Annotated in this window: 19 protein-coding genes; 7 read left to right on the forward strand and 12 right to left on the reverse strand. The window is 72.0% G+C overall.

All coding sequences use genetic code 11. The features are described from left to right. Nucleotides 1-200: 200 nt before the first annotated feature. Together EV371_RS26440 and EV371_RS26445 are read left to right on the forward strand one after the other, a co-directional pair. Nucleotides 201-1,220, forward strand: a complete 1,020-nt coding sequence (locus EV371_RS26440) for a substrate-binding domain-containing protein (protein ID WP_130464440.1) — start codon at nt 201-203, stop codon at nt 1,218-1,220. A 112-nt stretch (nt 1,221-1,332) separates the two neighbouring features. Next, complete coding sequence (locus tag EV371_RS26445) at nt 1,333-2,601, forward strand: serine hydroxymethyltransferase (RefSeq protein WP_130464441.1); 1,269 nt, start codon at nt 1,333-1,335, stop codon at nt 2,599-2,601. Between the two features lie 7 nt (nt 2,602-2,608). On the opposite strand, the gene EV371_RS26450 is transcribed toward EV371_RS26445, so the two are convergent. Continuing rightward, nucleotides 2,609-5,254: a bifunctional diguanylate cyclase/phosphodiesterase gene (locus tag EV371_RS26450; RefSeq protein ID WP_130464442.1), complete on the reverse strand. Its 2,646-nt coding sequence runs from the start codon at nt 5,252-5,254 to the stop codon at nt 2,609-2,611. Nucleotides 5,255-5,644: 390 nt separating this feature from the next. Here EV371_RS26450 and EV371_RS26455 point away from each other — a divergent pair, with 390 nt between their 5' ends. After that, complete coding sequence (locus tag EV371_RS26455; RefSeq protein WP_130464443.1) at nt 5,645-6,070, forward strand: PH domain-containing protein; 426 nt, start codon at nt 5,645-5,647, stop codon at nt 6,068-6,070. A 33-nt stretch (nt 6,071-6,103) separates the two neighbouring features. Here EV371_RS26455 and EV371_RS26460 read toward each other — a convergent pair whose 3' ends face one another. Next, the gene (locus EV371_RS26460) at nt 6,104-7,027 is read right to left on the reverse strand and encodes a 2-hydroxyacid dehydrogenase (RefSeq protein ID WP_130464444.1); all 924 of its coding nucleotides are present in this window, start codon (nt 7,025-7,027) and stop codon (nt 6,104-6,106) included. Between the two features lie 177 nt (nt 7,028-7,204). Here EV371_RS26460 and EV371_RS26465 point away from each other — a divergent pair, with 177 nt between their 5' ends. Next, the gene (locus EV371_RS26465) at nt 7,205-8,383 is read left to right on the forward strand and encodes a PQQ-dependent sugar dehydrogenase (protein WP_130464445.1); all 1,179 of its coding nucleotides are present in this window, start codon (nt 7,205-7,207) and stop codon (nt 8,381-8,383) included. A 282-nt stretch (nt 8,384-8,665) separates the two neighbouring features. Then, nucleotides 8,666-10,222 carry a metallophosphoesterase family protein gene (locus EV371_RS26470; protein WP_486484796.1) on the forward strand — a complete coding sequence of 519 codons (1,557 nt, stop codon included), beginning with the start codon at nt 8,666-8,668 and terminating at the stop codon, nt 10,220-10,222. 74 nt (nt 10,223-10,296) lie between these two features. On the opposite strand, the gene gatB is transcribed toward EV371_RS26470, so the two are convergent. The 6 genes from gatB to EV371_RS34660 all read right to left on the reverse strand — a co-directional run bounded on the left by gatB (nt 10,297) and on the right by EV371_RS34660 (nt 15,640). After that, the gene (gatB, locus tag EV371_RS26475) at nt 10,297-11,814 is read right to left on the reverse strand and encodes an Asp-tRNA(Asn)/Glu-tRNA(Gln) amidotransferase subunit GatB (protein ID WP_130464447.1); all 1,518 of its coding nucleotides are present in this window, start codon (nt 11,812-11,814) and stop codon (nt 10,297-10,299) included. 150 nt (nt 11,815-11,964) lie between these two features. Continuing rightward, nucleotides 11,965-12,648 carry a response regulator transcription factor gene (locus EV371_RS26480; protein ID WP_130464448.1) on the reverse strand — a complete coding sequence of 228 codons (684 nt, stop codon included), beginning with the start codon at nt 12,646-12,648 and terminating at the stop codon, nt 11,965-11,967. Then, nucleotides 12,645-13,940: a sensor histidine kinase gene (locus EV371_RS26485; RefSeq protein WP_130464449.1), complete on the reverse strand. Its 1,296-nt coding sequence runs from the start codon at nt 13,938-13,940 to the stop codon at nt 12,645-12,647. The genes EV371_RS26480 and EV371_RS26485 overlap by 4 nt, the downstream gene beginning before the upstream one ends. 173 nt (nt 13,941-14,113) lie before the next feature. Then, the gene (locus EV371_RS26490; protein ID WP_130464450.1) at nt 14,114-14,848 is read right to left on the reverse strand and encodes a DUF1129 domain-containing protein; all 735 of its coding nucleotides are present in this window, start codon (nt 14,846-14,848) and stop codon (nt 14,114-14,116) included. Between the two features lie 151 nt (nt 14,849-14,999). Next, nucleotides 15,000-15,254, reverse strand: coding sequence for a hypothetical protein (locus EV371_RS26495; RefSeq protein ID WP_130464451.1), 255 nt, complete (start codon nt 15,252-15,254; stop codon nt 15,000-15,002). Beyond that, the gene (locus EV371_RS34660; protein ID WP_349338786.1) at nt 15,254-15,640 is read right to left on the reverse strand and encodes a hypothetical protein; all 387 of its coding nucleotides are present in this window, start codon (nt 15,638-15,640) and stop codon (nt 15,254-15,256) included. The genes EV371_RS26495 and EV371_RS34660 overlap by 1 nt, the downstream gene beginning before the upstream one ends. Nucleotides 15,641-15,836: 196 nt before the next feature. Between EV371_RS34660 and EV371_RS26505 the strand changes: the two genes are divergently transcribed. After that, nucleotides 15,837-16,697 (forward strand): Scr1 family TA system antitoxin-like transcriptional regulator, encoded by an 861-nt coding sequence (locus EV371_RS26505; protein WP_130464452.1) that lies wholly within the window; start codon nt 15,837-15,839, stop codon nt 16,695-16,697. 11 nt (nt 16,698-16,708) lie between these two features. Then, complete coding sequence (locus EV371_RS26510) at nt 16,709-16,909, forward strand: DUF397 domain-containing protein (protein ID WP_130464453.1); 201 nt, start codon at nt 16,709-16,711, stop codon at nt 16,907-16,909. Nucleotides 16,910-17,028: 119 nt separating this feature from the next. Here EV371_RS26510 and EV371_RS26515 read toward each other — a convergent pair whose 3' ends face one another. Genes EV371_RS26515 through gatC form a run of 4 tightly spaced genes read right to left on the reverse strand, consistent with a single transcriptional unit; the run spans nt 17,029 to nt 20,884 of the window. Further along, nucleotides 17,029-17,658: a DUF4276 family protein gene (locus tag EV371_RS26515; RefSeq protein WP_130464454.1), complete on the reverse strand. Its 630-nt coding sequence runs from the start codon at nt 17,656-17,658 to the stop codon at nt 17,029-17,031. Then, on the reverse strand, nt 17,658-19,052 hold the full coding sequence (locus EV371_RS26520; RefSeq protein WP_130464455.1) for an AAA family ATPase: 1,395 nt from the start codon (nt 19,050-19,052) through the stop codon (nt 17,658-17,660). The genes EV371_RS26515 and EV371_RS26520 overlap by 1 nt, the downstream gene beginning before the upstream one ends. Nucleotides 19,053-19,061: 9 nt before the next feature. Further along, the gene (gene gatA, locus EV371_RS26525; protein WP_130464456.1) at nt 19,062-20,537 is read right to left on the reverse strand and encodes an Asp-tRNA(Asn)/Glu-tRNA(Gln) amidotransferase subunit GatA; all 1,476 of its coding nucleotides are present in this window, start codon (nt 20,535-20,537) and stop codon (nt 19,062-19,064) included. 5 nt (nt 20,538-20,542) lie between these two features. Then, nucleotides 20,543-20,884 carry an Asp-tRNA(Asn)/Glu-tRNA(Gln) amidotransferase subunit GatC gene (gene gatC / locus EV371_RS26530; RefSeq protein ID WP_130464457.1) on the reverse strand — a complete coding sequence of 114 codons (342 nt, stop codon included), beginning with the start codon at nt 20,882-20,884 and terminating at the stop codon, nt 20,543-20,545. Nucleotides 20,885-21,007: the final 123 nt, after the last annotated feature.

Consider the following 21,007-nt stretch of genomic DNA (forward strand, 5'->3'; position numbering starts at 1 on the left):
CCGGCTGGCCCTGTCGGCACGATAACCGCATCGCTATGCTTAACCGGGAAAGTTCCGCGCCGACCCGGGTTAGGGTCGGCGCGGACGAAACTGCCGACCCGGGTTAGGGTCGGCGCGGATGAAACTGCCGACCCGGGTTCGGGTCGTGCAGACGAAACTGCCGACCCCGGGTCGGGTCGTCGCAGACGAAGGAGCGCCGGGTGAAGCGGCCGACAATCGCGGATGTGGCCCGCCGGGCCGGGGTCTCCAAGGGCGCCGTCTCCTACGCGCTGAACGGCCAACCCGGTGTCTCGGACGCCACCCGGCAACGCATTCTCGCCATCGCCCGGGAGATCGGCTTCAACCCGAACAGCGCCGCCCGGGCGCTCTCCGGAGCCACCGCCAACGCGGTCGGGCTGGCGCTGTGCCGACCCGCCCGGATCCTCGGCATCGAACCGTTCTTCATGGAGCTGATCAGCGGCGTCGAGGCGGAACTCTCCGCCCGGTCGTACGCGCTGACCCTTCAGGTGGTGGCGAGCCCGGAGGCAGAAATCGCGGTCTACCGGCGCTGGTGGGGCGAGCGGCGGGTGGACGGCGTGCTCGTCTGCGACCTGCGGGTGGACGACCGCCGGGTGCCGGTACTGGAGGAGCTGCGCCTGCCGGCGGTGGTGATCGGCGGGCCGGGGCACAGCGGCGGGCTCGACCACGTCTGGTCGGACGAGGCGGTGGCCCTGACCGAGGTGCTCGAATACCTGGTCGCGCTCGGCCACCGCCAGATCGCCCGGGTCGGCGGACTGCCCGGGCTGCTGCACACCGAGATCCGCACCGAGGCGTTCGGCACCGTCTGCCGTCGGCTCGGCCTCGACCGGACCGTCACCGTCTCCTCCGACTACAGCGGCGAGGAGGGCGCCCGGGCTACCCGGCGCCTGCTCAGCTCCGCCGACCGACCGACCGCGATCGTGTACGACAACGACGTGATGGCGATCGCCGGGCTCTCGGTGGCCCAGGAGATGGGGCTGGCCGTCCCGACCGACGTCTCCATCGTCGCCTGGGACGACTCCCCGCTCTGCCAGCTCGTCCACCCGTCGCTGACCGCGCTGCACCGGGACATCCCGGCGTACGGCGCACACGCCGCCGGTCGGCTCCTCGCCGCCATCGCCGGCCAGCCGCTCGGCGACTTCCAGGACGAGACCGCCCACCTGATCCCGCGCGGCAGCACGGCACCGCCCCGGCAACCCTGACCGCGACCGCCGGCAGCACGGCGCCGCCCGGCGCGGGGCGTCGGCTGCGGCCGTCCGACCGGCAGCCGATACCATCGGCGGCGAGGCGGAGCCCAGCCAGGAGGACGAGATCGTGCACGTACCACCGATTCCCAGCCTGACCGCCAGCGACCCGGAGCTGGCGACGCTGATCGAGTCCGAGGCCACCCGGCAGCACGACAAGCTGCGGATGATCGCCTCCGAGAACTACGTCTCGACCGCCGTCCTCGAGGCCAGCAGCACGGTGCTGACCAACAAATACTCCGAGGGCTATCCCGGCCGCCGCTACTACGAGGGCCAGCAGTTCATCGACCCGATCGAGACGCTCGCGGTGACCCGGGCCCGGGAACTCTTCGGGGTCGACCACGCCAACGTCCAGCCGTACTCCGGCTCCCCGGCGAACCTCGCCGTCTACCTGGCGTTCCTCTCCCCCGGCGACACCGTGCTCGGGATGGCGCTGCCGATGGGCGGCCACCTCACGCACGGCTGGTCGGTCTCGGCCACCGGAAAGTGGTTCAACCCGGTCCGCTACGGCGTCTCGGCGGAAACGGGCCGGATCGATCTCGACGAGGTACGTGACCTGGCCCGCCGGGAACGCCCCAAGCTGATCTTCTGCGGCGGCACCGCCGTGCCGCGCACCATCGACTTCGCCGGCTTCGCCGAGATCGCCCGCGAGGTCGGCGCCGTGCTGGTGGCCGACATCGCGCACATCGCCGGCCTGGTCGCCGGTGGGGCGCACCCGTCGCCGGTCGGGCACGCCGACGTGATCACCACCACCACGCACAAGACCCTGCGCGGCCCGCGCGGCGCCATGATCATGACGACCGCCGCGCACGCCACCGCGATCGACAAGGCGGTCTTCCCCGGTCTGCAGGGCGGTCCGCACAACCACACCACCGCCGGCATCGCGGTCGCGCTCCGGGAGGCCGGCACCGAGGAGTTCCGCCGGTACGCCCACCGGGTCGTCGCCAACGCCAAGGCGCTCGCCGCGGCGCTGACCGAACGGGGCTTCACGCTCTCCTCCGGCGGCACCGACAACCACCTGATCCTGGCCGACCTGAGCAGCAAGGGCATCGCCGGCAAGCCGGCCGCGCAGGCGCTGGACCGGGCCGGCATCGAACTCAACTACAACACGGTGCCGTACGACCCGCGCAAGCCGTTCGACCCCTCCGGCATCCGGCTCGGCACCCCGGCGCTGACCACCCGGGGCCTGACCGAGGAGCAGATGCCGCAGGTCGCGGCCTGGATGGACGAAGCGGTCACGGCCTCGCTCAAGGACGACGAGGCGACCCTCGACCGGATCGCCGGTGAGGTGCGGGAGCTGCTGGCGACGTATCCTATGCCGGGCTACGCGGCCGGCTGACCGGCCGTCAGCGGGACGGGCTGGGAAACTCCTCCAGGTACGCTTCGACCCGCTCGGCCGGAGCGGGTCGGGACAGGGCATACCCCTGGCCGAGCCTGCAGCCCGCCTTGCGGGCCTGCTCCACCTGCCCCGGCGACTCCAGGCCCTCGGCGATGATCTCCAAGCCGAAGCGTCGACCGAGGCTGACCAGTACGTCGATGAAGGGCTTGCTCTCGCCCTCCCGGTTGCCGCCCTCGGTCACCAGCGTCCGATCGACCTTGAGGAAATCGACCGGCAGCCGGCGGAGTTGGGCCAGTGACGCCTGCCCGCTGCCGAAGTCGTCCAACGCGGTCCGTACGCCCAGCGCCCGCAATCCGGCGAGCTGGGTCACCACCGCCGGCACGTCGACCCCGCCCCGCGGCTCCGCCAGCTCCAGCACCAGCCGGTCCGGCTCGATCCGGTGCTCGGCCAGCGAGGTGCCCACCCAGTGGACGAAGTCGGGTGCGACCAGTTCACCGGCCGAGATGTTGACCGACATCCAGAGCCGCCGGGGCCGGTCCGACCAGGCGGCCAACTGCCGGCAGGCGTTGTCCAGCACCCAGCGGCCCAACTCCTCGACCAGCATCAGGTCCTCGGCCACCGGCAGCAGTTCGGCCGGCAGCACCGTACCGAGCACCGGGTTCCGCCAGCGCAGCAGCGCCTCGGTCCCCACCGGCTGCCGGTCGTCGAGGTCAATCACCGGCTGGTAGACCAGGTCCAACTCGCCCCGCCGCAGCGCACCCGGCAGCTCGCGCTCCAGGTCGAGCCGCCGGGTGAACTGCTCCTCCAACTCGTCGTCGTACCACTCGACGCGGTTGCGGCCGAGCTGCCGGGCCCGCAGCCGGGCCAGATCGGCCCGACGGAGTACGTCGTCGACACCGTCTCCACCGGAGAGGTCGGCCAGCCCGATGCTGGCGCCGAGCTGCAGTACCGCGCCGGGCATCTGGTACGGCTCGGTAAGCCCGGTCAGCAGCCGGGTCGCCATCGCGTACGCCAGCACCGACCGGTCCACGGTCACCACCGCGAACTCGTCCCCGCCCAGCCGGGCCACCAGGTCGGCGGCCCCGACCCCGGTCCTGAGCCGCCTGCCCGCCTCGGCGAGTACGGCGTCGCCCATCTGCCGCCCGTGCACGTCGTTGATCCCGGACGTGCCGTGCAGGTCGATCACCAGCAGCGCGCCGGTGTGCCCCGGCATCGCCCGCTGGGTGACGATCGTTCGCATCAGTTCGCGGCGGTTGGCCAGCCCGGTCAGCTCGTCGGTGAAGGCCAGCTCGTTGAGCCTGCGCTCCAGTCGCCGCCGTTCGCTGACGTCCCGGACGTGCACCACCAGCGCGGCCACCTCGGGCACGGCCCGCTGGTCGCTGATGGTGGACTCGGTGTCCCGCCAGGCACCGTGTCCGTCTAGCAGCCGGGCGGTGACCAGTTGCGGGCGCCCGGTCGGCACGTCCCGCCCGGCGAGCACGTCGGTGAGCACCCGGGTGACGTCGGCGGCGTCGTCCGGATGCATCAGGTTGGGGAACGCCCGACCCCGCACATCCGCGTCGGAGAGCCCGAAGAGCCGGGCCGCGGTCGGCGACTGCCAGCGGATGAGCAAATCCTCACCGACTATCATGGTCAAATCGTTGGCGCCGGAGACCAGCGACCGGAAGTGCGCCTCCTGCTCCACCAGCCGCCTGGCGTACCGGCGGATGTCCAGCATCACCAACACCTCGCGGACCACCAGGGTCGGGATCACGGCCAGACCCAGCAGGATCGAGGTGGTGTCGAAGTGCCCGGCGGTGGCCAGGTGCCAGAGCGCGGAGAGCGTCGCCAGGATCGCCGGAATGGTCAGCAGCGGGTAGGCGGTGAGGGTGGTCTGCGGCTCGGTCGGCACGGTCGGCGGCTGGGCCAGCGGATGGGCCCGACGGGCACCGGCGGCGATCAACGCCGGGCCGGCGACCAGCGAGATGGCGACCAGCGGCAACGCCCGCGCCGGTGCGCCGTAGGCGATCAGCACCGCGATCAGCGAGTGCCCGAAGATCGCCAGTCCGGCGCCGGTGCCGCAGAGCGCGGCGGAGCGGCGGAACTCGTACGCCCGCAGGGTGGTGATGGTGACCACCGGCAGGCCGACGACCGCGAAGAACGCGGCGACCATGGCGAGCGGCGGCAGGTCGTCCGGCGGGATCACCCAGGCCGAGAAGGCGAGACTGATGCCGAGACTCAGCCCGTCGAAGGCACGGCGCAGCCGTACCGGCACCGTGCTGGCGGCGCCGGGCAGCATCACCATGCCGAACAGGTAGAGGACGAACGCCAGCGCCAGGCCACCGAGCGCCACCATCGAGTCGGCCCCGGCCGGCGCCAGGAAGAGGACGAGCGCGGAGAGCGCGCTGGCGACCAGGCCGAGGCCGAGGAAGCCGGCGCCCCGACACGGGCCGAAGCCGGTCCCGTTCCGGTGCAGTCGGATGGCCAGCCGGACCAGCCGGGCGGCGGCCACGGCGGCGGCCGCGCCGACGGCAGCCGCGATCGTGGCGTACGGCGGCAGCGTGCCGGCGTGGGCGGCGAGCAGGACGCCTGCGGTGAGTAGCGGGACACCGGTTTCGGTGGTCCGGACGACCAGCCGGCGGGCTCGGCCGTCCGCGATGTGCGCCACGAACATGGCGGGAAGCCTTCGCAGAGGGGGCACGGACGTGGTGCAGGTCAGGTCCGGTCCGGCCGAAGGGCCGAAACCAGTCCTATCAACCCCCAACGATCGACAGGGGGCGTGGTTACGTTGAACCTTTCCAAGCCCCCGCCGGTGCGCGCTCGTGGCCGTAGGCGGATGCCGGGGCGCATGTACCGCGCCGCCGGGTTGAAAAGGTTCACTCCGCTTGCTCGAAATTCACTCCTGTGTACTCGACGAATCTTCCCCCAGGCGGTCAAGTCCGCTCCACCCCGGCCGGCCCGGGAACGGTTCGGGGAGCGGTTCGGGCGATCCGACCGCACCCACCAGGTCCGGCCGGCCGAGGCCCACGGCCGGCCGGCCGGGTCGGAGTGCGAAAATCACCAGGTGGGAAAGACCGGCACGCTCCGCTTCCGGCACAGCCAGGCGATCTGGGTGGCCGCCCTCATCGCGTTCCTCGGCACCCTTCCGTTGGCCACCGCCCGCTGGTATCTCCTGCCGCTGCTGCTGATTCCGCTGGCGGTCGGCGTGTGGGCCTGGCGGGCCGGCACCGACGCCGACCGGGCCGGGGTACGGATCCGGGCCCTACTGGGCGAGCGCCGGATCGCCTGGTCGGAGATCGTGGAGCTGGCGTCCGACCCGCGTGGCCAGGCGGTGGCACGACTCCGGGACGGCCGTACGGCGGCACTGCCGGCGGTCCGGGCCGCCGACCTGCCCGGCCTGGTCGCCGCCAGCGGTCAGCCGCTCGGCAGGTCCCGCCCCACCCCCGAGTCCCGCCCCACCCCGGAGCGACCCGACCCGGCCGGTGACTGAACACCCGGGCCAGCACCCGTCGAGCGCCCCGGGTCAGTACCCGTCGACCACCACGTTGATCAGCGGAGTTCCGGCCACGAACCGGCGCAGCTGCGCGCCGGCCAGCCGGTAGGCGCGCGGCAGCAGCCCGCGAACCGATCCGCCGACGTGCGGGGTGAGCAGCACGTTGGGCAGGTCCCAGAGCGGGTGTCCGGCCGGCAACGGCTCGGGCTCGGTGACGTCCAGTGCCGCCGCGAGCCGGCCGCTCGTCAGCTCGGCGACCAGGGCGTCGGTCTGGACCACCGGTCCACGCGCGGCGTTGACCAGCAGCGCACCGTCCGGCATGGCGGCGAGGAAGCCGGCATCGACCATGCCCCGGGTGGCCTCGGTCAGCGGCACCAGCAGCACCACCATGTCCGCCTCGGGCAGCAGCGCCGGCAGGTCGTCGACGCCGTACACCCGCTCGGCGGGGCGGGCGGTCCGGGCGACCATGGTCAGGTCGACCTCGAACGGCGCCAGCCGGGCCCGGGTCGCCGCCCCGATCGAACCCGCGCCGACGACGAGTATCCGCTTGCCGGCCAGCTCGTCGGTGGGGGTGACCTGGTCGTTCGACCACTCGTGCCGGGCCTGGGCGCGTGCGAAGAACGGGAACGAGCGCAGGTACGACAGGATCGCCGCGACGACCCACTCCGCAGTGGACGAATCATGCACACCGCGCGCGTCGCAGAGGGTGACCCCGGCCAGCCGGCCGGCCCAGATGTCCGCCCCCGCCGAGAGCAACTGCACCACCCGCAGGTCGGGCAGCTTGGCCGCGAGCGGCACCGCGGCGGCCTGGGCGAGGAACGGCGGCACCCAGAACCGGACTCCGACCGGGTCCGAGGGGAGTTCGTCCGGCGCCGGCGCGACCTCCACGGTGACCCCGTCGGGGATCTCGCCGAGCAGGTCCAGGCCCTCGGGATGGGGGATCCACACCTTCACGGACGCCGACGATAGCCCCCGGCGGGCGGAACCGGACGTTCGCCCCTCGCCCGGCGGGTTCTTCCGCCGCCCCGACCGGGCATGCCCGGCGGACGATCGATGGAATACCGGCGGAAGATCGATGGAATGATCGAGCGGCCCGACAGTGCGGCGCGGGTTCGGACTACGCTGGTCCGGGTGAGCGCTCGTCCGTACCCCAGACCCAGCCGTCGACGCGCGGCGGTCGCGCTCTGCGCGGCGGCCGTCTTCGCCACCGGCGGCTGTGCCTTCGGCGAGCCGGAACCGGATCCGGCCGGCGAACCGCCAAGGTTTCCCACCCCGTCGGTCTCGCCGACACAGGGCGGGGCCGGGCAGCAGGCGGCGGCCACCGTCCTGGCGACCGGGCTGCGGGTCCCGTGGGGGATCGCGTTCCTGCCCGACGGCGGCGCGCTGGTGACCGAGCGGGACACCGCCAAGATCCTCAAGGTCGGCCCGGAGTCGGACACGAAGGGGCTCAAGGTGAGCACCGTGCAGACCGTCGCCGAGGTCGACGCGGCCGGCGAGGGCGGGCTGCTCGGCATCGCCGTCTCCCCCGACTACCAGCGGGACAAGACGGTCTTCATCTACTACTCGACGTCCGAGGACAACCGGATCGCCAAGCTCACCCTGGGCGCCCGGCCGACACCGATCGTCACCGGCATCCCGCTCTCGGGCATCCACAACGGCGGACGGCTCGGCTTCGGCCCCGACGGCTTCCTCTACGCCACCACCGGGGACGCCTCGGAGCGCGGGCTCTCCCAGGACCTCAAGAGCCTCGGCGGCAAGATCCTCCGGATGACACCGGCCGGCAAGCCGGCGCCGGGCAATCCGTTCCCGAACTCCCTGGTCTGGTCCTACGGGCACCGCAACGTGCAGGGCATCGCCTGGGACGCCAACAAGCGGCTGTACGCCACCGAGTTCGGCCAGAACCAGTGGGACGAGATCAACCTGATCACGCCGGGCAAGAACTACGGCTGGCCCGAGGTCGAGGGGCGCGGCGGCGGGACGGACGCCGAGAAGTACGTCGATCCGCTGGTCACCTGGACCACCGCCGAGGCGTCCTGCTCCGGCGCGGCGATGATCGACCGGGTCTTCGTCGCGGCCTGCCTCCGGGGCGAGCGGCTCTGGCTGGTGGAACTCACCGCGAACGGCACGGTGCTGGGCCAGCCCCGCCCGCTGCTGGTCGGCGAGTACGGTCGGCTCCGGGCCGCGGTAGCCGCGCCGGACGGCTCATTGTGGATCTCGACCTCCAACCATGACGGCAAGCGGGACCCCGCCCCGGACGACGACCGGATCATCCGGCTGGTCTTCTCCGGCGGTGCGGCCGGAAAGAGCTGACTGCCCGGCGCGAGTGGGAGCCGGGCCGGCAGGCCGGCTCATACCCGGGGTGGAAATGGCCCCGGAGCTGCGGCGGGTTATGAAGATGTCGCTTTGGGCAGGTGATGATGGAGCATGGACAGGCGGAGGAATGACACCCGGGCCGCCGGGGGCACATCGCCCCCGGCGGCTCGGCGTGTGCCGCTCCCGGAGGCTTTCGCCCGCCGGGTCGGCCCCGCCGCCCGTGCCGCAGTCCGCCGGGTCGGCCCCGTGGCCCGTGGCGCAGTCCGCCGGGTCGGCCCCGTGGCCCGTGCCGCAGTACGGGGCGGTCGCGCCGTCCTGACCTCGAAACCGAGCCGTCGGGCCGGAGCCGCACTGTCGATCATCGGCGTCACCGTGGTCGGGATCGTGCTCGGCGCCCTGCTCGGTGGGCGGATGCAGACCGACATCGGGCCGTTCCGGGCGGAAATGGCGATCACACCCTCGCTCGACGGCGGCACCACGGTCACCATTCCGCCGCTCGGCGCGCTCCAGCTCAGCAGCCATTCCGGTCCGGCGCACCTCTCGGTCCGGCTCGGCTCCCTCGACCAGGGCCGCACCGAGGCGCTGATCGACGACCCGGCCAGCATCAGCCGGGCCAGCCAGACCGCGGTCGGTGACGTGACCAACGGGGTGATCCGGGTCGGCGTACGCACCATCGCGGTCTCCGTACTGGCCAGCATGATCCTGGCGGCGCTGGTCTTCCGGCGTACCCGCCGGGTGGCCTGGGCCGGTGGACTGGCGCTGGTGATCACCGGCGGCAGCCTGGGTATCGCCGCGCTGACCTTCCGGCCCGACTCGATCGAGGAGCCCCGGTACGAGGGGTTGCTGGTCAACGCCCCGGCGATCGTCGGCGACGCCCGGCGGATCGCCAACGACTACAGCCGGTACGCCGACCAGCTCCAGCGGATGGTCGGCAACGTCAGCCAGCTCTACACCACGGTCTCCACCCTGCCGGTCTTCGAGCAGGAGCAGGGCACCGTACGGGTGCTGCACGTCTCCGACCTGCACCTGAATCCGACCGCCTGGCAGGTGGTCCGGACCGTCGTGGAACAGTTCAAGATCGACGTGGTGATCGACACCGGGGACATGACCGACTGGGGCAGCGAGCCGGAGGCGTCCTTCGTCGGCTCCATCGGCCTGCTGAAGGTCCCGTACGTCTTCATCCGTGGCAACCACGACTCGCCGGCCACCGCCGCCGCCGTCGAGCGGCAGCCGAACGCGGTCGTGCTGGACAACTCGATCGTCGACATCGCCGGGTTGACCATCGCGGGCATCGGGGACCCCCGGTTCACCCCGGACAAGGAGACCTCGCCGGCCGGGTCCGGCAGCCTGCAGGAGACCGTCGACCAGGTGGCCGGGGCGGGACAGAAGCTCGCCTCGACGATCCGGGTCTCCGGCAAGCCGGTCGACATCGCCCTGGTGCACGATCCGGCGTCGGCCGGCGCGCTCTCCGGCGTCGTACCGCTGGTGCTCGCCGGGCACACCCACCACCGGGAGGTACGCGAACTGCCACGGGTGCCGGGCGCGATGCCGACCCAACTCCAGGTGCAGGGCTCCACCGGCGGGGCGGGGCTGCGCGGGCTGGAGGGCGACGAGCCGACCCCGCTGGCGATGTCCGTGCTCTACTTCGACCAGCAGCAGGCGCTCCAGGCGTACGACGACATCCTGCTCGGCGGCACCGGCGAGGCCCAGGTCAACCTGGAACGGCACGTGGTCGAGGAGCCGGAGCCACCGATCCCGGCCACCCCGACCCCCGCAACGCCCACCCCGGTCCCCCCGGCCGGCGCCCCACCACCGGACCCGACCCCGACCGGCTGATCCCGCCAGCCCGAGATGCGTCAGGAAGGGCCCCCGCTACATCAGAAAACGACAAGCGGGGCCCTCCCAACACCTCAACCCTCGACGCCGAGCCGGGACAGGATCAGCGAACGGACGGTCTTGGCGTCCGCTCCCCGGGTGCTCTTCATGACGGCCCCGACCAGGGCGCCGGCCGCGGCCACCTTGCCGTCGCGCACCTTGGCCGCGATGTCCGGGTTGGCGGCGATCGCCTCGTCCACGGCAACGGTCAGCGCCCCGGTGTCGGAGACCACCTCCAGCCCCCGCGCGGCCATGATCTCGCTCGGCGAGCCCTCGCCGGCCACCACACCCTCCAGCACGGTACGGGCCAGCTTGTCGTTGAGCTTGCCCGCGTCGACCAGCTTCTGCAGCTCCGCAACCTGGGCCGGGGTGGCGCCCACGGCGGCCAGCTCGACACCGGCCTCGTTGGCCCGCCGGGACAGCTCGCCGAGCCACCACTTCCGGGCCCCGGCCGGGGTGGTGCCGGCGGCCACCGTCTGCTCGATCAGCTCGACCGCACCGGCGTTCAGCACCGACTGCATGTCGTGGTCGTTGAGCCCCCACTCCTGCTGCAACCGCCGCCGGTGCACCCGGGGCAGCTCCGGCAGCGCCGCCTTCAGCTCGGCGACCCAGGCCGGGTCCGGGGCCAGCGGCACCAGGTCGGGCTCCGGGAAGTAGCGGTAGTCGGTGGCGGTCTCCTTGGACCGGCCCGACGTGGTGTCGCCGGTGTCCTCGTGGAAGTGCCGGGTCTCCTGCACGATCCGGCCGCCGGAGTCGAGGACGGCCGCCTGGCGCAGCATCTCCGAGCGGACCGCCCGCTCGACCGAGCGCAGCGAGTTGACGTTCTTGGTCTCGGTCCGGGTGCCCCACTGGGCCGACCCGGCCGGCGACAGCGACGTGTTCACGTCGCAGCGCAGCGAGCCCTCCTCCATCCGGACGTCGGAGACGTCGAGCGAGCGGATCACGTCCCGCAGCTCGGTGACGTACGCCCGGGCCACGATCGGGGCCTTCGCGCCGGTACCCGGAATCGGCTTGGTGACGATCTCGACCAGCGGGATGCCGGCCCGGTTGTAGTCGACCAGCGACTCGGTCGCGCCGTGGATCCGCCCGGTGGCGCCGCCGACGTGCAGGGTCTTGCCGGTGTCCTCTTCCAGGTGCACCCGCTCGATGCCGATCCGGAACAGCTCGGGCTGGCCAGCCTCGCCGACGATTTCCACGTCGAGCCAGCCGTCCACGCAGAGCGGCTCGTCGTACTGGCTGATCTGGTAGTTCTTCGGCATGTCCGGGTAGAAGTAGTTCTTCCGGGCGAACCGGCCCCACGGCGCGATCGAGCAGTTCAGCGCGAGGCCGATCCGGATCGTCGCCTCGATCGCGGCCCGGTTGGCCACCGGCAGCGAGCCGGGCAGCCCGAGACAGACCGGGCAGACCCGGGTGTTCGGCTCGCCGCCGAAGTCGGTCGGGCAGCCGCAGAACATCTTGGTCTTCGTGCCCAGCTCGACGTGGGTCTCCAGGCCGATCACCGGGGCGTAGCGCTCGACGACGTCGTCGTACGAGGGCAGGACGGTCGTGCTCATCTAGACTCCAGCTCTCGGGCGGCAGCCGGCCCCCCGGCGGCATCCGGACAGAACCCTGCAAGCCTAATCGTTGCCCCGATCCGGGCTCGTCCGGGTTTAGCGGCCGCTGCCGGAGTAGGGATCAGGGCGCCGGGCCGGCCGGAGTAGGGATCAGGGCGCCGGGTCGGCCGGCGTGCCGGGGCGGACCAGGCCGGTCTCGTACGCCACGATCACCAGCTGCACCCGGTCCCGGACGCCGAGCTTGGCGATCGCCCGGGTGATGTGGGTCTTGGCGGTCAGCGGGCTGATGAAGAGGCGCCCGGCGATCTGCTCGTTGGACAGCCCGGTGGCGACCAGCCGGAGCACCTCGCGTTCCCGTTCGGTGAGCACCGCCAGCCGCGCCTCGGTGTCGGTGGCCGCCACCGGCCGGTGCGCGAACTGCTCGATCACCCGACGGGTCACGCTCGGCGAGAGCAGCGCCTCGCCGGCGGCGACGATCCCGACCGCCTGGCGGAGCTGGGCCGGCTCGATCTCCTTGGTGAGGAACCCGCTGGCGCCGGCCCGGAGGGCGGCGAAGACGTACTCGTCGGTCTCGAAGGTGGTCAGGATGATGACCCGGCAGCCGGACATCGCCGGGTCGGTCACGATCCGTTCGGTGGCGGCGAGCCCGTCCAGGCCCGGCATCCGGATGTCCATCAGCACCACGTCCGGGCGCAGCGCACGGGCCTGCCGGACCGCCTCGTCACCGCTGGCCGCCTCGCCCACCACCTCGATCTCCCGGCCCCGGCGCAGCAGGCTGCGGAACCCGGCCCGCACCAGGGCCTGGTCGTCGGCGAGCAGCACGCGGATCGTCACGGCCGGAAGCCTGCCACAGGGATCGTGGCCCGAACCGCGTAGCCGCCGCCGTCGGCCGCTCCGGCGGTGAAGGTGCCGCCCAGGGCCGCCACCCGTTCCCGCATTCCGTTGATGCCGTGCCCCGGCACCGCCACCGGCCCGGGGCCGGCGCCGTCGTCGACCACCTCCACCCGGACCGCATCAGGAGTGATCGCCAACCGCACCGTCGCCCGCCGCGCGCCCGCGTGCTGCACCGTGTTGGTCAGGGCCTCCTGGATCACCCGGTAGCAGGCCAGCGCGACCGGCGCGGCGACAGCGCCGGGGTCGCCGGTGACGTCGAGCGCCACCTCCAGGCCGCTGGCCCGGGTGCGGGCGGTGAGTTCGGCCAGGCCGTCCAGGTCGGCCTGCGGGGCCGGGACGCTCTCCGCGTCCGGCCGGTCGTCCGGGGCACGCAGCACGTCGATCAACGACCGCAGGTCTCCCACCGCCCTGGCCCGGACCTCCTGGGCGGTACGCAGCGCGGCCCGCGCCTCGTCGGTGGAGTCGTCCAGCGCCTCGTCCACCACCCGCAGCTGCACGCCCACCACGGTCAGCGTGTGCGCCACCACATCGTGCAGCTCGCGGGCGATCTGCAACCGCTCCTCCGCGGCCCGGCGGTCCGCCTCCAGCCGCCGCTCCTGCTCGGCGTGGGCCAGCCCGGCGGCGAGTTCGGCGCGCCAGCGCAGCCAGTTCCGGAACGCGACCGCGACCGCGATGGTCAGGGCCAGGCCGAGTGCCTCCCCACCGACCTCGCCGATCGCCCGCTGCACGTCCTGGCCCTCGACCGTCCACTGCCAGTTGACCGCGAAGGCCAGTTGGAACAGCCCGGCACCGACCGCCCACCGCAGGCCGTGCCGCCGGGGCGTGTCGTCGGCCGCCAGCAGGAAGAAGATCACCGACGCTGGCCAGACCCAGCCGGTCTCGGTCAGCCCGGCGCCCCGGAACGCGGTGACGGCGGCCAGGCTGGCCAGCAGTACCAGCACCGGCCAGCGGCGGCGCAGCAGCAGGAAGAGGGCGAGCCAGGTGGCCAACGGCAGGGTGCCCTCGTACGTGATCGGCGCCCCGGCGACGGCGGTGCCGACCGGCACCCCGAGCAGGGTCAGGGTGACCAGACCCAGGTTGTTCCAGCGCGGCCGGCGCCGGAGGGCCGGACCCGCCGGCGGACTTCCGTCGCGGGTCGGCGTTCCACGTTCACCTCCGGCACCGACGGCAGTGTGCTCGGGGCCGCCCGCCGCCCCGCCCCGGCCCGGTACCCACGGAACCGTCGTCGCCATCGTGACCTCCTCCTCCGTAAGCCTGCCCCACCCCTCGGCGAGGTCGACGGGATCGACGCTAGGCAGGAGGGGCCGGCGGCGCGTCGGCCCGTGGCAGACACCCGCGGCTGCCCGGCTGGAGCAGCACGTACACCGGACGGAGTACCGGTCGACGACACATGTCCGGTGAGCACTCAGGAGGTGCCGGCACCGCCGAGCAGGACGGCGACGGTCAGCGCGCAGAGCAGCCCCACCGGCAGACCCCAGCGGACGGCCCGGGTACGCCAACCGGGCGCCTCCGGGGACGGGCCGACGGCCCGGTCGGGGAGGAGCCGGCCGGAGACGAGCGGCCACCAGGCCGCCACCAGCAGCAGCACGCCGGCGCCGAGCGGAAGCCAGCCGGGCAGCCGGAGAGCCACCTGGGGCCAGAGCAGCACCGGTACCGCCGTCAGGGCGATCGCGACCGCGCCGACCAGACCGAACCGCCAGTCCGGCGCACGCCGATACGCCCGGCCGGGCCGGAACAGCAGCGCGACGACGAGGACGATCCCGGCCATACCGGCGAGCGCCGAGACGAGCTGGCCGAAGGTGACCTCGGCGGTACCGTGCCCGGTCACCGCCTCCACCCCGGCGAGCAGCGCCATCACCCCGACCAGACTGGCGGCGGCGACGAGGCCGCCCGGCCAGGGTGACCGCCGCCCGCCCGGGTCCGGTCCCGCCGAGTCGAGCCCGTGCGCGAGTGCCGCCGCGTACTCGGCCGGCTCGCCGAACGCCTCGGTCGGGTCCGTGCCCGGACCGGAGCAGTAGGTGTCGACCTCGGCCAGGGCCGCGCGGATCTCCGCACGGGGCATCCCCCGCCGCCGGGCCTCAGCAGCGAAGGCCGTACGCCAGGCGTCCAGGGACGAACTCCGGGGCATCATCGGACTCACCCATCAACCCCCCTCGCATGGCTGGTCTTGGGAGAGGTCCAGCGCTGTCGGGTCCACCGTGACCCCATCGCCTGAATCGCCCGTCATGACAAGGAACCTAATAGATCACGGCGGTGTCACCGGCCCAAGGCAACCACCCGGCCAGGTGTGGCTACCGGCGAGCTGCGCCGCCCGCCCGCCCGACCGGCGGCACCCGGTGCAGTCCGGCGATCCGGACGTAGACCTCGCGGCGCTCGACGGCCTCGCCATGCCGATCGAGCACGTAGCCGGTGAGCCAGATCCAGCCATAGTAGGTCGGCCGGTCACAGACCGACACCACCCGCAGCAGCAGCGCCCGGTCACCGGCGAACTGCACGCTCGCCGCCGCGCCGATCCGCAGCACCTCGCCGGGTCTGGGCCGGCTCATCAGGGCAGCGGGATCAGGAAACCGGGTCCGCCGGGGTGGAGGCGTACCCAGCACAGCTCCGGGTCGCCGCAGACCGGGCAGCGGCCGGCCTGGTCGGGCGAGTGTGCGTCGGCCAGCTCGGCAGAGCGGAGCAGGATGTCGACCGAGGTGTACGGCACCGGCTCATCCGGCCGGTGCCAGGCGACGAACCGGTTGTGCAGCCATCCGGCGGGTACGTGTCGCAGATCCTCGGCCGCGACCGCCAGCACGTTCCCGAGGTACGCCCCGAGCGAGCCGCGCAGCGGTCCGAACTCCGCCCGCAGCTCGCGGCGGCGGCTGGGGCAGGGCCAGTCGGCAGCGCAGGTGGCGCAAATCCAGTCCGGGCCCACCGGATCGTGTTCGGTCATCCCTGATCCTCCTCGGTCAACCAGTTCGCGCGACCGATCGGAACGTGCTGCCTGCTGTGTCACGGCCCGCCGGCCCACCGAGGCTAACTCAGATCATTGAATTAGGATCCTAAACCCGTGGTACAGATAGTCCCCCAGTATGGGAAGGGTGGCGCGGCGGAGGTGTTCGCCGGCAGCAAGCCCTCATACTCAGACAATGGTCAATCCGACGATCCAGCGACGGCGGCTCGGCAACGCGTTGCGGCGGGCTCGCGAGGCTGCCGGTAAGACCCAGGACGAGGCTGCGGTAGTGATCGACGCCGCCTCCAGCAAGGTGAGCCGGCTCGAACTCGGGCAGTCCGGCCTCCGCCTCACCGACCTCAACCTGCTGATCCAGCTCTACGGCGTACCCGAGGAAGAGGCCGCGTCAATGCGGGAGCTGGCCCGGGCCGGACGGCAGCGCGGGCGGTGGAGCAGCTATCGCAACGTCGTGCCGGACTGGTTCCGGGCGTATCTCGACCTGGAGGGCGACGCCTCGCATATCCGCTGGTACCAGGCGGAGGTCATCCCGGGCATCCTCCAGACCGAGGCGTACATCCGTGGCCTGCACGCCACCGCCCAGCCACGGCTGGAAGCCGACGACATCGACGACCAGGTGGCGGTGAGGCGGACCAGACAGGCGATCCTCGACCAGCCGGACGCCCCGGAACTACACGTCATCCTGAGCGAGTCCGCGCTCCGCCGGAACATCGGCGATGCCGAGACGATGCGGGAACAACTGCTGCACGTGGCGAAGATGTCCCGCCGTCGTAACGTCCGGGTCCAGGTCTTCCCGTTCTCCGCCCAGACGTACGAAACGGCGTCGTTTGGCTTCACGATCCTGCGCTTCGGTGACGAGGCGACCTCCGACGTGATCTACGTGGAGGACTTCATCGACGCCGAATACCTGGATCGACGGGACGCCGTGCGGGCCTACACTCGACTGTGGGACCGGCTCATTGCCGCCGCTCTGGGGCCGGTCGAGTCACGCCGGCTCGTCCAGCGGCTGGCAGACGAGTTGGAGCGGCCCGACACCTGACGAGGTCCACCATGAGCACCCCTCGGCTCACCGGCCTGGTATGGCGCAAGTCCAGCCGAAGCGACAACAACGGAGGGCAGTGCGTCGAGGTCGCAGCCCTGCCCGGCACGTTCGCCGTACGGGACAGTAAGGATCCGTCCGGCCCGGTCCTCACCTTCACCCCGCACGCCTGGACGGCCTTCGTTACCAATGCGACCCGGTTCGACGGCTGATTCGCCTGCTCACGGCCTTGAGCCAGTTGCCGGGGGCGGTCAGCCCTCGACTCGCCGGGTCCCGTGCGCCGAACCGAGGGCCGTCGTCCGGGTCTCGGAGCCCGGCCAGCCCCTGCTCGTCAGAGGCGGCGATAGCCGATCCTGGTGAGGGTGTCCCGGGTGTCGGTCCACCAGCGTCGATACGCGGGCACCGTGCTCAGCCGATCCAGCGACACGAGTTCACCCAACTGACCGTAATGGTCGCCGATCGAGCGCCTCACCCGAGCCAATACCTCGTTCAGCACCCGCTTCGGATCCGCTATCCGCTCCACGTCCTTTGGATGCGCCGGCAGCCCCATCGCCGTGTCAGTCCAGCGCACCCCAAGCGCGCGACGAAGCCCGTCCCCGTCCGCGAGCAGCCACGCCTCCGTCTCCCGCACCGGTACGACGGCGACCAGGTGTTCCGGCCGATCTCCCCAGATCTTCCGAAGCGGGCGCAGCCACTCCTCTTCTACCCGGTCGGCACTGGCGCCCTGGTCGTGGTGAAAAAAGATGATCGAGAAGCTGGCTGCGTTGCGCTGGACCAACTTGATGACGTCTGGCAGTGCGCAGGGGCCCTTGCGATCACGTAGCGGTTGCACGTCCGCTACCTCGACCGGGTCGGCGAACTCCGTCCAGCAGAGTTCCGTCAGCGCCCGTCCGAGCAGCCGCGGAAGGAACTGGTCGTCGGTCACACCCTCCGAGATCAACGCGGACGCGAGATAGCGCATCAGCCGTTCAACTCCGCCTGGACCTCGAACTCGGCGATTTCGGACGGACTGACCACCTTGCCGACGAGTACGTCGTCGATCTCGAGTTGCCGCCCTCCACTGATCGCCCGGTGCCGGGTCACCCGGCTACGGGGCTCACCACGCTGGATCCGGGTGACCAGGTCCATGAAGATTGCATCACCACGCAGCCCCGATTCGACGGGTTCCAGCGCACGCAGGATGGCCGGCGAATGGCTACTGAGCAGCAACTGCGTCAATGCCGCGTCGCTGGCTTCCAGCTTGGCGTCGAGCGCCCGGGCGACCAGGCTGCGCAGATATTTCACAAACTGCGCCAGTCGCTGCGGAAAGATGCCGTTCTCCGGCTCCTCGAAGCAGATCAGTCCCGCGCCACGTGGATCGTAGAGGGCGGCGAGCAGAGCCATCGCGCGTAGCGTACCGTCGGATGCCACCCGGGCGGAGAACGGCGCCTCCTCCCGGGTCAGGACCTCGACCTGCCGCTGCCGGCGAGCCTCGTCCTCGCGCAGGTGCACTCCGATCACTCCGGGGATCACCGCCGCGAGGTCGGCCGACAGGTCGTTCAACGCGCCGTCCGGCCGGTCCTCGGTGCCCGTCTCGTCCGCCAACCGGCGAAGGGTGTTCGCCAGGTGCGCCCCGTTCGCCGACAGCACGTCCGGGTCGTCGTACGAGTCGGGAGTCCGCAGCGCACTCGGGTCGAGGTGCAGCAGGCGCCAGGACTGCAACTCTCGTTTCAACGCGTACAGCAGTGGAAAATCGGTCGCCGTCGTGAGGCTCGAGAGCACGGTGGCGGTCGCCGCCGTCGCGGGCAGTTTGCGCTTCCGGCCCTGAACCCCCTGCTGTCGGATGCTGAACAACGGGCGGCCCTGCTCGTCGAGTTCGGTCTCCAGGAGGTCTTCCGCGCCGCCGCTATAGACCGCCAGTCGCTTTCGCTGGGCGGGCTGGGACTTGAGCCACCCATCGCCGGACTGCCGGATGCGCCGAGCGGCTTCACTGACGACGTAGGGCCGTCTGCTTCCGCTGTGGGTGGTCGACCTCAGGTCGATTGTCAACTCGTATCGCAGCCGGGAGTGATTGACCTCCGCCGTGTCGCCGAATGCGTCGGTAACGGACCGGTCCAGCAGCACCTCGACCGCGAACGACATCCGGCCGACCTGGTTGCCGTCGATGTGTCGGTGGAATAGGTCGACGAGGTCACCACGCATGGCCTGTGCGGCGTCCAGCACCGGTTCCCCGGCCAGGCGGCTGAGGAACTGGATCGCGTCGAAGAGATTCGACTTTCCTGCGGCGTTCCGGCCGATAATCACGAGAAATGGCGGCACGTCCAGTGCGAATTCGCGAAAGGACTTGAACCCGTCGATCTCGATCCTCGTCAGCATGCTCTCAACTTAGAGCTCCGGCGGGGTGAGGGTGCCGATCACCGACTCCAGCGCGGCGCCGACCCGGTACATCCGGTCGTCCGCCATCGTCGGGGCCATGATCTGCAACCCGACCGGCAGCCCCTCGGAGAGCCCGCACGGCACCGAGATGCCGGGCCCGCCGTAGAGGTTGGTCGGGATGGTGAAGAGGTCCGCCAGGTACATCTGGTAGGGGTCCGCCGTCCGCGAGCCGAACGGGAACGCCACGAACGGCGTCGTCGGTGATATCAGCACGTCGGCCTGCTCGAACGCGGCGGCGAAGTCGCGGGTGATCAGGGTACGCACCTTCTGCGCCTGCCCGTAGTAGGCGTCGTAGTAACCGGACGAGAGCGCGTACGTGCCGAGCATGATCCGCCGCTTGACCTCGGGGCCGAAGCCGGCGTCCCGGGTCAGCGACATGACCTCCTCCAGGCTGCGGTTGCCGTCGTCGCCGACCCGCAGCCCGAACCGCACCCCGTCGAAGCGGGCCAGGTTGGAGGAGCACTCGCTCGGCGCGATGAGGTAGTAGGCCGGCAGCGCGTACTGGAAGTGCGGGCAGGAGACCTCGACGACCTCGGCACCGAGCTTGGTCAACGCGTCGACGGCGTCCCGGAACGCGGCCGTCACACCCGGCTCGGCTCCCTCGCCGGAGAACTCGCTGACCAGGCCCAGCTTCACCCCGGTCAGGTCGCCGGAGGCACCGGCCCGGGCGGCGGCGACCACCTCCGGCACCGGTGCCGGGATCGAGGTGGAGTCGCGGGGGTCGTGCCCGCCGATCGCCTCGTGCAGCAGCGCCGCGTCCAGCACCGTTCGGGCGCACGGGCCGGGGGTGTCCAGTGACGACGAGAAGGCGACCAGGCCGTACCGGGAGGTGCCGCCGTAGGTCGGTTTCGCCCCGACGGTGCCGGTCACCGCGCCCGGCTGCCGGATCGAGCCACCGGTGTCGGAGCCGATCGCCAGCGGCGCCTCGTACGCGGCCAGTGCCGCCGAGCTGCCCCCGCCGGAGCCGCCCGGGATCCGGCCCAGGTCCCACGGATTGCCCGTCGGCCCGTACGCCGAGTATTCCGTCGACGAGCCCATCGCGAACTCGTCCATGTTGGTCTTGCCCAGCATCACCGTGCCGGCGGCGCGCAGCCGCTGCACGATCGTCGAGTCGTACGGCGGGCGCCAGCCCTCCAGGATCTTCGACCCGACGGTGGTCGGTACGCCCTTGGCGGTGAGGACGTCCTTGACCGCCACCGGCACCCCGGCCAGCGGGCCGAGCCGCTCCCCGGCGGCCCGCTTCGCGTCGACCGCGCGGGCCGTCTCCAGCGCACCGTCGGTGTCGACGTGCAGGAAGGCATGCACCCGGTCGTCGACCTCGGCGATCCGGTCCAGGTGCGCCCGGGTCACCTCGACCGCGGACGCCTCGCCGCTGGCGATGAGGGACGCGATCTCCGTCGCGGTCATCCTGGTCACGTCAGCCATGCTGGTCACGCCTTCCCTTCCGCCGGGCCCTCACCGCGCGGGCTGGGTGGCTCGTCCTCGTCCAGGATGCGCGGCACCCGGAACCGGTCCTCCTCGCTGTCCGGTGCCCCGGAGAGCGCCTCCACCCGGGTCAGCCCGGGCACCACCACGTCGTCGCGCAGCACGTTGGTCAACGGCACCGAGTGCGAGGTGGGCGGGATGTCGGCGGCGGCCACCTCGCCGACCCGCGCGACGGCCTGGAGGATCACGTCGAGCTGGCCGGCGAAGGTGTCCAGCTCCTCCTCGGTTACGGCGAGCCGCGACAGTCGCGCCAGGTGCGCGACCTCCTCGCGGGAGATGGCGGACATCGGTGCCCCCTTCGTGCCTTGACGTCTACGCGGCTTCCGCCGTCGACCTTCCCGGCACAGGCCGTCGGCTTCCCGGCGCAGGCCGTCGAATTTCCCGGTGCAGCGTGGCAGGCGCGCCGCGAC

The sequence above is a fragment of the Plantactinospora sp. CNZ321 genome (genome assembly GCF_004217235.1).

Bases quoted from the DNA above. Each gene is read 5' to 3' on its own strand.
- gatA (WP_130464456.1), bottom strand. From the start codon at position 20,537: ATGGCTGACGTGACCAGGATGACCGCGACGGAGATCGCGTCCCTCATC.
- EV371_RS26515 (WP_130464454.1), bottom strand. From the start codon at position 17,658: ATGCGCTATCTCGCGTCCGCGTTGATCTCGGAGGGTGTGACCGACGAC.
- EV371_RS26450 (WP_130464442.1), bottom strand. From the start codon at position 5,254: ATGTTCGTGGCGCACATCGCGGACGGCCGAGCCCGCCGGCTGGTCGTC.
- EV371_RS26485 (WP_130464449.1), bottom strand. From the start codon at position 13,940: ATGGCGACGACGGTTCCGTGGGTACCGGGCCGGGGCGGGGCGGCGGGC.
- EV371_RS26505 (WP_130464452.1), top strand. From the start codon at position 15,837: ATGGTCAATCCGACGATCCAGCGACGGCGGCTCGGCAACGCGTTGCGG.
- EV371_RS34660 (WP_349338786.1), bottom strand. From the start codon at position 15,640: ATGACCGAACACGATCCGGTGGGCCCGGACTGGATTTGCGCCACCTGC.
- EV371_RS26510 (WP_130464453.1), top strand. From the start codon at position 16,709: ATGAGCACCCCTCGGCTCACCGGCCTGGTATGGCGCAAGTCCAGCCGA.
- gatB (WP_130464447.1), bottom strand. From the start codon at position 11,814: ATGAGCACGACCGTCCTGCCCTCGTACGACGACGTCGTCGAGCGCTAC.
- EV371_RS26495 (WP_130464451.1), bottom strand. From the start codon at position 15,254: ATGAGCCGGCCCAGACCCGGCGAGGTGCTGCGGATCGGCGCGGCGGCG.
- gatC (WP_130464457.1), bottom strand. From the start codon at position 20,884: ATGTCCGCCATCTCCCGCGAGGAGGTCGCGCACCTGGCGCGACTGTCG.
- EV371_RS26520 (WP_130464455.1), bottom strand. From the start codon at position 19,052: ATGCTGACGAGGATCGAGATCGACGGGTTCAAGTCCTTTCGCGAATTC.